General features: G+C 63.6%; 12 protein-coding genes. 6 read left to right on the forward strand and 6 right to left on the reverse strand.

Annotated elements, in window-relative coordinates:
• Positions 1 to 23: 23 nt before the first annotated feature.
• From NKJ46_RS07805 to NKJ46_RS07825, 5 genes are all read right to left on the reverse strand, one after another.
• Complete coding sequence (locus NKJ46_RS07805; RefSeq protein ID WP_352663761.1) at positions 24 to 1,556, reverse strand: sugar ABC transporter ATP-binding protein; 1,533 nt, start codon at positions 1,554 to 1,556, stop codon at positions 24 to 26.
• A complete protein-coding gene (locus NKJ46_RS07810) occupies positions 1,546 to 2,526 on the reverse strand; it encodes an ABC transporter permease (protein WP_352663763.1) in 981 nt (326 codons plus the stop codon). Before NKJ46_RS07810 ends, NKJ46_RS07805 begins: the two co-directional genes overlap by 11 nt.
• A 140-nt stretch (positions 2,527 to 2,666) precedes the next feature.
• A complete protein-coding gene (locus NKJ46_RS07815) occupies positions 2,667 to 3,698 on the reverse strand; it encodes a sugar ABC transporter substrate-binding protein (protein WP_352663765.1) in 1,032 nt (343 codons plus the stop codon).
• Positions 3,699 to 3,720: 22 nt separating this feature from the next.
• Positions 3,721 to 4,572: an IclR family transcriptional regulator gene (locus NKJ46_RS07820; protein WP_352663767.1), complete on the reverse strand. Its 852-nt coding sequence runs from the start codon at positions 4,570 to 4,572 to the stop codon at positions 3,721 to 3,723.
• Positions 4,572 to 5,708 (reverse strand): ABC transporter substrate-binding protein, encoded by a 1,137-nt coding sequence (locus NKJ46_RS07825; RefSeq protein ID WP_352663769.1) that lies wholly within the window; start codon positions 5,706 to 5,708, stop codon positions 4,572 to 4,574. Before NKJ46_RS07825 ends, NKJ46_RS07820 begins: the two co-directional genes overlap by 1 nt.
• Before the next feature lie 613 nt (positions 5,709 to 6,321).
• Here NKJ46_RS07825 and cyoA point away from each other — a divergent pair.
• The 5 genes from cyoA (at position 6,322) to NKJ46_RS07850 (ending at position 11,778) form a co-directional block, all read left to right on the forward strand.
• The gene (gene cyoA / locus NKJ46_RS07830) at positions 6,322 to 7,245 is read left to right on the forward strand and encodes a ubiquinol oxidase subunit II (RefSeq protein WP_352663771.1); all 924 of its coding nucleotides are present in this window, start codon (positions 6,322 to 6,324) and stop codon (positions 7,243 to 7,245) included.
• Between the two features lie 2 nt (positions 7,246 to 7,247).
• The gene (gene cyoB, locus NKJ46_RS07835; protein WP_352663773.1) at positions 7,248 to 9,254 is read left to right on the forward strand and encodes a cytochrome o ubiquinol oxidase subunit I; all 2,007 of its coding nucleotides are present in this window, start codon (positions 7,248 to 7,250) and stop codon (positions 9,252 to 9,254) included.
• Complete coding sequence (gene cyoC / locus NKJ46_RS07840; RefSeq protein WP_352663775.1) at positions 9,251 to 9,904, forward strand: cytochrome o ubiquinol oxidase subunit III; 654 nt, start codon at positions 9,251 to 9,253, stop codon at positions 9,902 to 9,904. Before cyoB ends, cyoC begins: the two co-directional genes overlap by 4 nt.
• Entirely contained in the window at positions 9,901 to 10,329 is a 429-nt protein-coding gene (gene cyoD / locus NKJ46_RS07845) for a cytochrome o ubiquinol oxidase subunit IV (RefSeq protein WP_352663777.1), read from the forward strand. Before cyoC ends, cyoD begins: the two co-directional genes overlap by 4 nt.
• Positions 10,330 to 10,614: 285 nt before the next feature.
• On the forward strand, positions 10,615 to 11,778 hold the full coding sequence (locus NKJ46_RS07850) for a DUF3182 family protein (protein WP_352663779.1): 1,164 nt from the start codon (positions 10,615 to 10,617) through the stop codon (positions 11,776 to 11,778).
• Positions 11,779 to 11,925: 147 nt separating this feature from the next.
• Here the strand turns inward: NKJ46_RS07850 and NKJ46_RS07855 are convergent, their stop codons facing one another.
• Positions 11,926 to 12,363 (reverse strand): Lrp/AsnC family transcriptional regulator, encoded by a 438-nt coding sequence (locus NKJ46_RS07855; RefSeq protein WP_292655471.1) that lies wholly within the window; start codon positions 12,361 to 12,363, stop codon positions 11,926 to 11,928.
• A gap of 128 nt (positions 12,364 to 12,491) precedes the next feature.
• Between NKJ46_RS07855 and rocF the strand changes: the two genes are divergently transcribed.
• A complete protein-coding gene (gene rocF, locus NKJ46_RS07860; protein WP_352663781.1) occupies positions 12,492 to 13,412 on the forward strand; it encodes an arginase in 921 nt (306 codons plus the stop codon).
• The last annotated feature ends 3 nt before the right edge of the window (positions 13,413 to 13,415 follow it).

Here is a 13,415-nt window from a genome sequence, read left to right on the forward strand (position 1 = left end):
TCCCTTTGCGAAGCGTCATCGTCTTAGCCGATCGCCGCATTGAGGATGTTCTCCTGCGTGGCCTCGTCGCGAGGCATGATCGCGGTGAGGCGGCCTTCGCACATCACCGCGATACGGTCGGCAAGGCCCAGCAGCTCAGGCATTTCGGACGTCATCATGACGACCGCCAGGCCTTCGCCGGCGAGCCTGTCGATGAGCGCGAAAATCTCCGATTTGGCGCCGACGTCGATGCCGCGGGTGGGCTCGTCGACGACGATCACCTTGAGACCTCGCATCAGCCAGCGCGAGATCAGCACCTTCTGCTGGTTGCCGCCGGACAGGTTCTTGACCTGCTGGAACAGGCTGGGCGTCCGGATGCGGAAACGGTCGACATAGTCCTGCACCGCCTTGCGTTCCCTGGCCTTGTCGACGAAGCCCATTCTGGCGAAGGCGCCGAGCGAGGCGAGGCTGGCGTTCTGGTAGACCGGCAGCTCGCCCATCAGCCCTTCGCTCTTGCGGTCCTCGGTGAGCAGGCCGATTCCGAGCCGGACGCCGGTGTGCGTGTCGTGCGGCAGCAATCGGCTGCCATCGACCGAAATGGCGCCGGAAGTGATCGGGTCGTAGCCGACGATAGCCTTGGCGAGTTCGGTCCGGCCGGCCCCCATCAGGCCGAAAAAGCCGAGGACCTCGCCGGCATGCGCCTCGAACGACACATCCTTCAGCTTCTTGGCGGTGCTGAGCCCTTCAACGGAAAGCGCGACCTTGCTGCCCGGCGCACCGCGCTTGCGCGGGAACAGGTTTTCGATGCGCCGGCCGATCATGTCCTGGATCAGCGTGTCGTTGGTGTGCTCGCCGATCGGCCTGGTCGAGACGTGGCGGCCATCGCGCAGCACTGTCACCGTGTCGGCGATCTCGAAGACCTCGTCGAGCTTGTGGCTGACATAGAGCACGGCGATGCCGAGCGCGGCCAGCCGGCGAATGACGGTGAACAGCAGCGAGACCTCGTTCGGCGTCAGCGAGGAGGTCGGCTCGTCCATCACCACGACGCGTGCTTCGTGGGCGAGTGCGCGGGCGATCTCGACCATCTGCTGCTGGCTGACCGGCAGCGATCCCGTGCGCGCCGCCGGGTCGACGTTGAAGCCGATACGCTTGAACAGAGCGGCCGCGTCGGCACGGATCTTCTTCCAGTCGATCGAGCCGCCTTTGCCGGTCGGATAGCCTTCGAGGAAGATGTTCTCGGCGACGCTGAATTCGGCGATCAGCGCGATCTCCTGGAACACCACCTTGATGCCCTCTTTCAGGCTGTCGCGCGGCGACTTGATGTCGGCCTCGCGGCCGCGCAGGCGGATGGTGCCGGCATCCTTGCCATAGACCCCGGCCATGATCTTGATCAGCGTCGACTTGCCGGCGCCGTTCTCGCCCATCAGGGCATGGATCTTGCCGGGTTCCAGGGTGAGGTCGACATTGTCCAGCGCCACCACGCCGGGAAAGCGCTTGCCGATGCCGCGCATCTCCAGCGCCGGCACGCTTTTGTCGACAGCCACGGTTTCGGCGGGGTGAAGGAAATCAACCGACATTGGCTCTGTTCCGCACGATGTCGAGATAGGTCGCCAGGATGATGACGATGCCCGGCACCACCATCTGCAGATCCTGGTTCCAGCCGAGGATGATGATGCCGTTGTCGATGACCTTCAACACCAGCACTCCAAGCAACGTACCGAGCAGCGAGCCGCGGCCGCCAAGCAGGCTGGTGCCGCCGAGGATGACCGCGGCAATCACCGTCAGCTCGAAGCCGCGGCCGGCGGTCGGCTGGCCGGCATTCATCAGCGACGACAGGATCATGCCGGCGACGCCGACGCACAGGCCGGTGACGACGAAGGCGAACAGCTTCAAGCGTTGCGAGCGCACGCCGGAAAGGCGAACCGCGCGCTCGTTGGCGCCGACAGCATAGAGATAGCGGCCGAGCGTGGTGAAGCGCAGCGTCGCCGCGGCCAGCGCGAAAATCACCGCTGCAAGGACCACGGGCAGCGGGATCGCGCCGATATAGCCGGCGCCGAGATCGGTGAAGCTTGCAAGCCGGTGGTGGTTCTGCACCGCCTCGCGGGTGAACAGATAGACGCCGCCCTGCAGCATCATCATGGTGCCGATGGTGGCGATCAGCGAGTTCACCTTGAGCCTGGTGACGACGAGGCCGTTGAAAAGGCCGACGGCACCGGAAAAGGCGAGCGCCGCCAGCAGGCCGAGCGTCAGGCTGTGCGTCGAATTGAGCACGGCCATGCCGATGCAGCCGACAAACGCCAGCGATGCACCGACCGACAGGTCGACTTCGGCGGCGATGATCAGCATCGTCATGCCGGAGGCAACAATCAGCACCAGCGCGCATTGGCGCAGGATGGCGATGATGTTGGCCTCGGAATAGAATTGCGGCGCCGCAATCGAAATGGCGATGCAGAGCACAGCCAGGATCACGCCGAGCACCAGCTGGCTGCTGCCCAGCAGCTGGCCGCCGATGAAACGCGGCGCGGAGGATTGCGTAAGCTCGCTCATGTCCATTTCATTTCCGGGCCCGTATCGGTGCCGTCGCCGTTCGGAAACCTGCCGGGTCAAAACAGGACGGTTGACCTGTTTTGCCGTCGGCATCCGATCCAATGCCCTTCCCGCCGTGCGGGAAGGGCTGGCTGGAATCCTTACTTCTTCAGATCGGCGGAAGTTTTCATGCATTTTTCCGGTGGCTGAAGCGCATTGACGGCATCCCATTTGATTTTGCGTGTGGTGCCATCGTAGTCGTAGAACTTCTTCCAGTCGTCGCCGTTCATCGGCGCGGTCGGGCTGACGATGTGTTCCGGCACCTCTTCGCCGTTGAAGAGCTTAACCGCTGCATCGATGGCGGTGTAGCCTTCCTTTTCCGGGAACATCGCGGCTTCGATGCGGTAGGACGGCTCGTTCTGCATGGCATTGATGAAAGCGAGGCCTTCGCCGCCGGTGCCGACCGTCAACAGGCCGTCCTGCGACTTGCCGGCCGCTTTCCAGGCCTGAAGGCCGCCGAGCGACGAGGAATCGTTGATGCCGTAGATGATGTTGATGTCGGCGTTCTTGGCAAGAGCCGCCGAAGAGACTTCGAGCGCGCGATCGGGATTGCCGCCGCCGTCGAGATCGTGGACCATGACCGCGTCGGGGATTATGGTCTTCAGGCCGTCCATGAAACCCTGCGACCGCAGCACGGTGGCTGACAGCAGCGGCAGGCCGACATTCATCACCTTGGCTTTGCCTTCGAGCTTTTCCTTGGTGTATTTGCCGGCTTCGACGCCGGCGGTGTAGCCGGTGTCGTAGTCGCAGATCGCGACCATGGTGGTCATGCCCTTGACCGGATTGCCTTCGAGCACGACCGGAACGTTGTTGGATTTCGCCTGGCGCAGCAGCGGCACGACGCCTTCCTCGTTGACGGGCGTGATGATCAGGACGTCGACGCCCTTGGCCATGAAATCTTCGGCCGCCGAGACCTCCTTGGCAACGTCGAGATTGGCGTCCTGCACCTCGAGCTCGATACCGAGCTCCTTGGCGCGGGACTGCATGCCCTTGATGACGTTCTGATACCACTCATGCGTGGCATAGTTGGTGACGTAGCCGATGCGCTTCGGCATGTTTTCGGCGTGTGCCGCGGCGGCGCTCAGAGCCAGCACCGCCGCCGAGGCAAACAGCATCGATTTGGACCAGTTCATGTTCTTCTCCCTGTATTTCTTGTCAGTTGCTGAACGGATAGTCCCGCCGTTCCGGGTCGGCACGTGAAGAGGCGGCAGCTTCGCCCGCGCCCAGCGCCGCCGATATCGTCTCGGCCGCCACCTTCGTCCGTTCGAAGACGGTCTTGCGATCGAAGCGCGCGGCCTTTTGCGGCAGGAAGGGGACGGTGAGCGCGGCAATGACGGCGCCGGTGTGGTCGCGCACCGGCATCGAGATGTTGGTGCAGCCCTCGACGGCCAGCGAGGCGCGCATTTCATAGCCGAGCCTTGCGACTTCGTTCAGCCGCGCTTCGATTTCCGCCCGGCTGCCCTGGCCTTCGCCTGCAGCGACGATCCGCTCGACGATGCGGTCGCGCTCGGCGCGGCTCGAATGCGCCAGCAGCACCGCGCCGGAGCTCGTTTCGAGGATCGGGAAATGCGAGCCAAGGGCAACCGAATAACGCATCGGCAAAGGCGAATCGATCTGCAGCACGACCAGTGCGCTCTCGCCTTCGCGCACGACCAGATGGCAGCTCTGGTCGGCATTGGCGGCGAGGCCGCGCATCACCGGCAGCGCGCATTCGACCAGGCGGTTCACCGGCGGATGCATATGCGCCAGTTCGAACAGCTTCAACGACAGGCGGAAGCGGTCCGATTGGGTTCGGAAAATGTAGCCGCGCTTCTCCAGCAGCAGCAGGATGCGGTAGATCTCGTGAATGGAGCGCCCCATTCCGGTGGCGATCTCGGTCTGGGTCAGCAGCTCGCCGCTGGCAGCCATGAATTCCAGGATGTCGAGCGCCTTCTCCACCGCCGGCACGCGGTAGCCGTTGCGGCCGCTTTCGCCTTCGTCGACGACCTGGGCAATATCGGTGGCCATTACGCGACGCTCCGTTGCGGCTGCCTGGTCTCGCGATAGAGCCGATTCAGCCGGTCCGCGAGCTCCGCCGCCGGCAATTCGCCGGCGATGGCCGCCGCGGCATGAGGGGCGCATTGGCGGAAGAAGCTGATGAAGCCCGGGTGGGTCGGGCGCAGATAGGAGGCTTCGATCGTCGCCAGCGTCGAGGCGAAGAAGCCGCCCGAGAGAGCGTTGACCTCGGCATCCTGCCACGCCGCCAGCGATCCCGGCTGTCCGCCGAATTTCACATAGTCGCCGCGCTGATAGCCGGGCGAGCACAGAAACAGCGCGTAGTCGATGGCTGCCTGCTTGTGTTTCGATTGGGCGCTGACGCCGATGCCGGCGCCGCCGAGCAAGGCGCCGGCGGATCGCGGCGTCGGCACGTCGGCAAAACGCAGATACGGCCTGTCTGCCTTGGAGGCATAATTCACATAGCCGAAGGCGAACGGCACGTAGACCACGTCGTCATGCGCGATCATATGATCGTAGCAGCGGATCGGGTTCCATTTCGGCGAGTTCGGGTGCGACAGCGCGGCAAGCTGGCGCAATTGTCCGACGGCCTGCTCGATTTTGTCCCTGGCAATGAACTCGTCGCCGTCCTCGCGGGGCTCACCCAGCGTCAAAAGCAGGCACATGGCGTCGGTCGGCACCAATGGCAGTCCAAGCCATTTGCCGTCCTTCAAGGCGCGCCGGCCGAGCTCCAGCACCTCGTCATGGCTGCGCGGCAGCGGCCCGTAGCGCTCCAGGAGATCGGGGCGATACGAGGCAACCTGGCAGGCAGCATCGATCGGCAACGCCCATTGGCGCCCGTCCCTTGCGTAGGATTGCCAGGATGCGCCAACTGAATCCTGTTCGAAACCGCGGCGCTGCTCAGCCGACAAATCAAACGGCACCATCAGCCCGCCTTCGGCAATATCGCCGATGAACGGATGGTCGAACACGACGAGATCATAGGCGTCGAGCACCGGACCAAGCGCGCCCTCGCCGAACTCGTAGAGGCTGCGGCGGTCCCATTCGATCTCAAGACCGGGATTTGCGGCACAATACGGCCCGATGCTGGCGTCGAGCGGACCCCAGCAGCGTCGGTGATCCCACGCGAGGCCGCGCAGCCTTGTCATGCCGAAATTCCTCCCAGAGCCGGCCATGCGCCGGCCCAGCCGATTAGTAGCAACTATTTTCACCTAGACAAGTAGTTTTTACATACGCAAAGCCCGACCCCACTTCCGTTTGGCAGGAAGCCGCCCAACCGTCCCTGGTGCGCATCGCGTTGCCGCCCGGCCCTACAACCAAAGGCTGCGATGGATCCGGTTTTTTGGGAACTTTCGCGAGGAACATTCGTTCGGTTGGCGCCGGTCATCTGGAGCAGCATCACTGAAATCAGCAGCCACGTCGCAGGGAGCAGGCCAAATGGACCAACTATGGGCGCGGCCATGAACCGGTTTACCGCCTTGGCATTCGCCACGTTTCTGGCGATAACTTCGATCTGGGTACTGTTTCTGGTTTCTTAGGATTTGGCTCTGGTTGCTCGGGATTTGCCGCTGGTTTTTAGGATTTGGAGGGGTTCTCGACAGGTCGACCGCTTAACGATGACATCCGCCGCATGCGGTTCTGCCAGCCGGAACCCCGTGCGTGAAGAAACTGTCGCCAGGAGCACACCGACGCGCACATTCGGGGTTGGCAGCCACGCTGCCTGCAACGTTCCAATCGGTTTTCAGAAAACGGCGAGATCTCATGTTGCTGAGGGCGATCGTTCGAAACTGTGCCGCCATCCGTCCTGGCCGCGTCGGCGCGACGATGCTTGTTGCCGGGCTGCTTGCCGGCTGCCAGGGCGGCGTGCTCGACCCGCAAGGGCCGGTCGGCGCCGCGCAACGCACGATCCTGCTCAATTCGGTTGCCATCATGCTGGCCATCGTCATCCCGACGATCGTGGCGACGCTCGGTTTTGCCTGGTGGTTCCGTGAGACCAACACAAGAGCGCAGTATTTGCCGGAATGGGCCTATTCCGGACGCATCGAACTGGTGGTCTGGTCGATCCCCATCCTCGTCATCCTGTTTTTGAGCGGCATTATCTGGATCGGGTCGCATGACCTCGATCCCATGAAGCCGCTGGATTCCCAGCAAAAGCCGCTTGAGGTGCAGGTTGTCTCGCTCGACTGGAAATGGCTGTTCATCTACCCCGAGCAGAATGTCGCGAGCATCAACCAGCTTGTGGTGCCGGCGGGCAGGCCGGTGCATTTCTCGCTCACCTCGGCAAGCGTCATGAACGCGTTCTTCGTGCCTCAGCTCGGCGGCATGATCTACACGATGAACGGCATGACGACACAGCTTCACCTGCAGGCGGATCAGCCGGGCGAATTCTATGGGCGGTCGGCCCATTTCAGCGGCGACGGTTTTCCAGGCATGCAATTCGTGCTGCATGCCGTCGCGGCGGACGCCTTCGATGCATTCGTCAATTCCGCGCGAAACCAGGGGCAGGCACTCGACAAGGCCAGCTACCAGGAACTGGCCAGACAGAGCCTGGACGTGCCGCCTTCGACCTATCGCTCGGTCGAGCCGGACCTTTTCCATGAAATCGCGACGCAGGGCGTTCCGCCCGCGCCCGGTCCCCAGGCCAGTCGCCCCGAGCCGGGCGTATCGCCCACGACAGGAGGCTGACAATGCTCGGAAAATTGAGCTGGGACGTCATTCCGTTCGATCAGCCTCTGCCGATGATCGCCTCGGCGGTCGTCGCCCTGGCAATCCTCGGCGTGCTGGCCTGGGTCTTCCTGGCCGGCCATTTCCCCTATCTGTGGCGCGAATGGATCACCAGCGTCGATCACAAGCGGATTGGCGTGATGTACACGCTGCTGGCGCTGCTGATGCTGCTGCGCGGCTTCAGCGACGCCGTCATGATGCGATCGCAGCAGGCCCTCGCCTTCCAGGCACCCGGCTATCTTCCGCCCGACCACTTCAACCAGGTCTTTTCCGCCCACGGCACCATCATGATCTTTTTCGGGGCGATGCCGTTCGTCATCGGCCTAATGAACCTGGTCGTGCCGCTGCAGCTCGGCGTCCGCGACGTTGCCTTTCCAACGCTCAACTCGGTGAGTTTCTGGCTCACCGCCACCGGTGCGCTGCTGGTCAACATCTCGCTGGTAATCGGCGAATTCGCGCGTACCGGATGGCTGCCCTATCCGCCGCTCAGCGAGACCGCCTACTCGCCGGGCGTCGGCGTCGATTATTATCTGTGGGCCGTGCAGATAGCGGGCGTCGGAACGCTGCTCACCGGCATCAATTTCGTCACCACGATCCTGAAGATGCGGGCGCCCGGCATGAATTACCTCACGATGTCGATGTTCTGCTGGACCTCACTCGCCGCCAGCCTGCTCATCGTCGCCGCCTTCCCGATCCTCACCGCCACGCTCGCGATGCTGACGCTCGACCGCTATTTCGGCTTTCATTTCTTCACCAACGAAGCCGGCGGCAACATGCTTATGTTCGTGAACCTGATCTGGGCCTGGGGCCATCCCGAGGTCTACATCCTCGTCCTGCCGGCGTTCGGCATCTTCTCGGAAGTCATCTCCACCTTCTCCAGCAAGCCGCTGTTCGGCTACCGCTCGATGGTGGCCGCGACGCTCTTCATCTGCATCGTCTCCTTCATGGTGTGGCTGCACCACTTCTTCACCATGGGCGCCGGCGCCGACGTCAACGCCGCGTTCGGCATCGCCACCAGCATCATCGCTGTCGGTACCGGCGTGAAGATCTACAACTGGATGTTCACCATGTATGGCGGCCGCATCCGCTTCGCGACGCCGATGCTGTGGTCGCTGGGCTTCATGGTGACGTTCGTCATCGGCGGCATGACGGGCGTGTTGCTGGCCGTGCCGCCGGCCGATTTCCTGCTCCACAACAGCCTGTTCCTGGTGGCGCATTTCCACAACGTCATCATCGGCGGTGTGCTGTTCGGGGCCTTCGCGGGATATACCTACTGGTTTCCCAAGGCATTCGGCTTCCGGCTGCACGAGGGCTGGGGCAAGCTGGCCTTCTGGCTGACGCTGACCGGGTTCTACGCCACCTTCGTGCCGCTCTACGCCGTCGGCCTGCTCGGCATGACCCGCCGCATGCAGCATTTCGACGTTCCGGCCTGGCATCCCTGGGTGCTGGTTGCCGGCGCCGGCATGTTAATCACCACCGCCGGCGTGGTCGCGCAGATCGTACAGCTCGTCGTCAGCATCCGGCAGCGCGCGGCACTTCGCGACGCCACCGGAGATCCCTGGGACGGTCGCTCGCTGGAATGGGCCACGCCCTCGCCGCCGCCGGTCTTCAACTTCGCCGCGCTTCCGCATGTCGAGGGCGAAGAGCCCTACTGGAGCATCAAGCAGCGGGCACGCGAGCAAAACCGGCTGCGCGACGAGCCTGAATACGAGCCGATCGAGATGCCGCGCAACAGTCCCACCGGGTTCATCTGCGCCTTCTTTGCGACCGTGATGGGCTTCGCCCTCATCTGGCACATCTGGTGGATGGTGGCGCTCGGCGCGCTCGGCGCTTTCGCCACCTTCGTCGTATTCGCGTGGCGCGACATCCCCGAATACGTCATTCCCGCCGCCGAAGTCGCCCGGATCGACCGCGCCAATCGAAGTGCCCGCCGCGAGGCGCTGGCCACCTACACGGGGCCAAGGCCATGACCGCGATCGACGTTCGAGAGCGTGATCCCTACCGCCTCGGCCATCGCGGGCACGGCCATGCACCCGGCCATGGCGACGGCGGCCCGGCACCGATCCGGATCGTCGTCGGCTACGGCTTCTGGATCTTCCTGCTGAGCGACATCGTGATGTTCTCCGCCTTCTTCGCGGCCTATGCCGTGCTGGCGGGCAAGACGGCGGGCGGACCAAGCGGAGCCGAGCTGTTCGACCTGCGCAACGTCGCGATCGAGACGTCCGCTTTGCTTTTGTCGAGCTTTACCTGCGGTCTCGCCAGCCTCGCCGTGACAGCACGGCGAAGCTCCTGGTTCTATGTCGCGATGGCTGTCACCTTCGTGCTCGGCGCCACCTTCATCCTGCTCGAGCTGCGCGAGTTCGCGCATATGGTTGCCGGCGGTGCCGGACCGACGCGCAGTGCTTTCCTGTCGGCGTTCTTCACGCTGGTTGGATGCCATGGCCTTCACGTCACGGCGGGGCTGCTGTGGCTGCTCACGATGATGGCGCAGATCTTCGCCAAGGGATTCCGCGACGATATTCTTCGGCGTTTCATGTGCTTCAGCTTGTTCTGGCACGCCCTCGACATCATCTGGGTCGCCCTGTTCACGGTGGTCTATCTCCTGGGAGCAAGTCGATGAGCAATGCGGATGATCGCCACGCGCAACGGCGCGACACCGATGGCCTGGAGCGCTACGACATCGATACCGCGCCGGGTGACGAATACCTCGGCGACGCCGAGGTCGGATCCGGGCTACGCGGCTATGTGATCGGCCTCGGGCTGGCAACGCTGCTGACCATCGCCTCATTATGGTTGCCCGGAACGAACCTGATATGGGCACCCGGCATTCCGGTGGCGCTGGTCGTGCTGGCGATCGCCCAGATGGGCGTGCATCTCGTCTTCTTCCTGCACATCACGACGGGGCCGGACAACACCAACAACGCCCTGGCACTTGCCTTCGGCGTGCTGATCGTAGTCCTGGTGATCGGCGGCTCGATCTGGATCATGGCCAATCTCGACCACAATTTGATGCCGATGGACGCGATCATGAACATGAACCGCTGATGCATGTCGCGCAAAAAGCGCCTCGCGTGAGGCCGATCGAACACGACGCGCTTTAATATTAATTCGGCCGTTGGCCGCAGTTCATGCGACAGCGAGCTCCGGTCTCAAGCCCGCTCGAATGTGCCAACGAGCTCGGCCTCTCCCAGGACGTGCGGCGCGGCCGTCACCCGGTCAAACCTGCAGCCGGCCGTTGGCCGGAACATTCGCCGCGTAAACGGGTTTTTCGGTTCGGACGCATTGCCGCGGAATAACGGCAATGGGCTCGGCAATGGACGAAGGCGCGACATGACCGGGCTAAGCGGTAAGCAACCAAGCGGGGCGAAAGGTGTTGTGGTCGCATTCTCCGCGCCGGGCGGCGAGACCATCTACGCCCACGAACGGGAAACCGTCGCTGCCGTCGCGCGCACGATTGCAGCGTTGAAGGGATTTTCCTTCCGCCAGGGCCTGCGTGACGGCGGCGGTGACAGCGGCGGGCGGTATTTCGTGCCGGACGACAGCCTGCTTGCTGCCGATGCGGCCCAACTGGGCATCAACGGGCCCGACGATCTCTTCGGCGGCGTGGTGCCCTGGCGGCTCGCAACCACCAAGGCCATAACGCACGAGCTGGTGGACGGGTCGGCGGCACGGCCAAAAGAATGGCCCGCCGGTTTCGGCAACACCGTCGCCGCGGCCGTACTGCCCGGCTACACTGCATTTTCACGCCATGACGCGCTGCGCGCAGCGCAACGTCTGCTGGAGCTCGGGCTGGTCCGGTTCAAGCCACCGCGCGCTTCGCGGGGCCGCGACCAGCACACCGCCGCGACGGTCGGCGATGTCGAAAGGCTGCTGGACCAATATCCATCTTCTGACCTCAGCGAATACGGCCTTGTTCTCGAAACGCAGCTTCGCGACATCGTTACGCTGAGCGTTGGCAGAACCACGATCGACGAATTGTCGGTCAGCTATTACGGCACCCAGCGGACGACGACCGACAACGACGGACAGCCCGTTTACGGCGGATCCGATCTGGTTGTCGTGCGCGGCGGATGGGAGGCGCTGGATGGGCTGGGACTATCTCCGGCGCTGGGTTTGGCCGTGGCGCAGGCGAGAACCTATGACGCAGCGATGGATGGTTATCCCGGATTCTTCGCCTCGCGACGCAACTACGACATCGGCCAAGGTGTCGATTCCTCGGGCATCTGGCGATCGGGTGTGCTGGAAGCCAGCTGGCGGATCGGTGGCAGCAGCAGCGCCGAGCTGGCAGCAATGGACGCCATGAAGCGCGACCCCGACATGCAGATCGTGCATGTCTCCGCCGTCAAGCAGTTCGGCAGCATTGGGCGGCTGCCGCTGAACGCAGCAATCCATTTCCACGGGGAGGACCCCGAGGAGGGTCAAATCACGCGTTATACCGTCGTCACCCAGGCGATCCGAGGGCCGGTCGGGGAGGCCGGCCGATCGTCATTCTAGCCATGTCAGGTCGGGCCGAAACACGCCGCCGGCCGGGAACATCCGCCAATGGCGTTCCACACTTTTCCTGGAATTGCTCTAACCGCGGCGGCAATTGAAGGTTCCGTGGCTTAGGACTTCGTTGCCGCTACAGGCCAAGGGCGAAAATCACAGCCGCGCCTTGGTGGTGCGTGGTGTTGCCAGGAGCAGGCTTGTTTCGCTGCCGGTAATTCCGGGGATCAGGCGGATACGTCTCAGCACCGCGTCGAACTCGCTCAGGGTCTGGGTTCCGAGTTCTATCACCAGATCCCAGCGGCCGTTGGTGGTGTGAATGGTCGAGACCTCGGAGAAGCCGCCCAGCGCCCGGATGACGCGATCGGCGGCGTGGCCTTCGATCTCGATCATCATGATACCACGCACGCGCTGATCGACCGCGTCGGCGCGCAGAATGACGGTGTAGCCGACGATGACGCCGTCTCTTTCAAGCCGCTCGATCCGCGACCTTACCGTTGCCCGGGAGACACCCAGGCTGATGGCAAGATCGGAAATGCTGCGCCGGGCGTCGTGCCGCAAAGAGGTGATGATCTGCTCGTCGAGCTGGTCCATGATTGCTCACAACGGAAGTAGATGATGCCACTATGGTAAGGCACTTCGACAAATTTGCCAATTTGACATGTTCATTCTGCCAGCGATGCCGGCTTCAATAAAGGCATCGTAATTGGTGGGGTATGAGCATGCATTGCACGATCGTTGGGGCGCCGATCCAGGCCGGCTCAGGCCGCATGGGCTGCGAGATGGGGCCGAGTGCGCTGCGCACGGCCGGCCTGGCCGGCGCATTGACCGAACTCGGCCATACGCTGACCGACCTCGGAACCATCGTCCCTGCCGACATGCGTCCTGTCGCACATGGCAACGCGGCGGTGAAGGCGCTGCCGGAAATTGCCGCCTGGACGGCGGCAATCAGCGAAACGGCCTATGCCGCGAGCGCCGACGCGATGCCGATCTTTCTCGGCGGCGACCACAGCATTTCGGCCGGCACGCTCGCCGGCATTGCCCGCCGGGCGGCGAATGCCGGCCGGCCGCTCTTCGTGCTGTGGCTCGACGCCCACCCCGATTTTCATACGCTCGACACGACCACCAGCGGCAATTTGCATGGTGTGCCGCTGGCCTACGCCAGCGGGCAGCCCGGCTTCGAGGGCTATTTCCCCCGCCTTGCAGCGCAGGTGGATCCGGCTCGCATATGCGCGCTGGGGATCCGCAGCGTGGACCTGGCGGAACGGGAAGCGTTGCGCAGAGCCGGCGTGACGGTCCATGACATGCGTTCGATCGACGAGCACGGCATTGCGCAACTGCTTCGCGCCTTTCTCGAACGGGTGAGCGCCGCCAACGGGATGCTGCACGTCAGCCTCGACGTCGATTTTCTCGACCCGTCGATCGCCCCGGCGGTCGGCACCACCGTTCCAGGCGGCGCCACCTTCCGCGAGGCACATCTGGCGATGGAAATGCTGCATGACAGCGGCCTCGTCACCAGTCTCGACCTGGTCGAGCTCAATCCTTTTCTCGACGAGCGCGGCCGCACCGCCACGCTTTTGGTCGACCTGACCGCAAGCCTGATGGGCCGGCGGATCATGGATCGCCCGACGAGGGGGTTCTGAGCC

Source organism: Mesorhizobium sp. M0166 (genome assembly GCF_040322255.1).
Taxonomy (GTDB): domain Bacteria; phylum Pseudomonadota; class Alphaproteobacteria; order Rhizobiales; family Rhizobiaceae; genus Mesorhizobium.

Excerpts from the sequence above, each read along its gene's own strand:
- NKJ46_RS07850 (WP_352663779.1), top strand. The coding sequence starts at position 10,615 with ATGACCGGGCTAAGCGGTAAGCAACCAAGCGGGGCGAAAGGTGTTGTG.
- NKJ46_RS07825 (WP_352663769.1), bottom strand. The coding sequence starts at position 5,708 with ATGACAAGGCTGCGCGGCCTCGCGTGGGATCACCGACGCTGCTGGGGT.
- cyoC (WP_352663775.1), top strand. The coding sequence starts at position 9,251 with ATGACCGCGATCGACGTTCGAGAGCGTGATCCCTACCGCCTCGGCCAT.
- cyoA (WP_352663771.1), top strand. The coding sequence starts at position 6,322 with ATGTTGCTGAGGGCGATCGTTCGAAACTGTGCCGCCATCCGTCCTGGC.
- NKJ46_RS07820 (WP_352663767.1), bottom strand. The coding sequence starts at position 4,572 with ATGGCCACCGATATTGCCCAGGTCGTCGACGAAGGCGAAAGCGGCCGC.
- NKJ46_RS07815 (WP_352663765.1), bottom strand. The coding sequence starts at position 3,698 with ATGAACTGGTCCAAATCGATGCTGTTTGCCTCGGCGGCGGTGCTGGCT.
- NKJ46_RS07810 (WP_352663763.1), bottom strand. The coding sequence starts at position 2,526 with ATGAGCGAGCTTACGCAATCCTCCGCGCCGCGTTTCATCGGCGGCCAG.
- NKJ46_RS07855 (WP_292655471.1), bottom strand. The coding sequence starts at position 12,363 with ATGGACCAGCTCGACGAGCAGATCATCACCTCTTTGCGGCACGACGCC.
- cyoD (WP_352663777.1), top strand. The coding sequence starts at position 9,901 with ATGAGCAATGCGGATGATCGCCACGCGCAACGGCGCGACACCGATGGC.
- rocF (WP_352663781.1), top strand. The coding sequence starts at position 12,492 with ATGCATTGCACGATCGTTGGGGCGCCGATCCAGGCCGGCTCAGGCCGC.
- NKJ46_RS07805 (WP_352663761.1), bottom strand. The coding sequence starts at position 1,556 with ATGTCGGTTGATTTCCTTCACCCCGCCGAAACCGTGGCTGTCGACAAA.
- cyoB (WP_352663773.1), top strand. The coding sequence starts at position 7,248 with ATGCTCGGAAAATTGAGCTGGGACGTCATTCCGTTCGATCAGCCTCTG.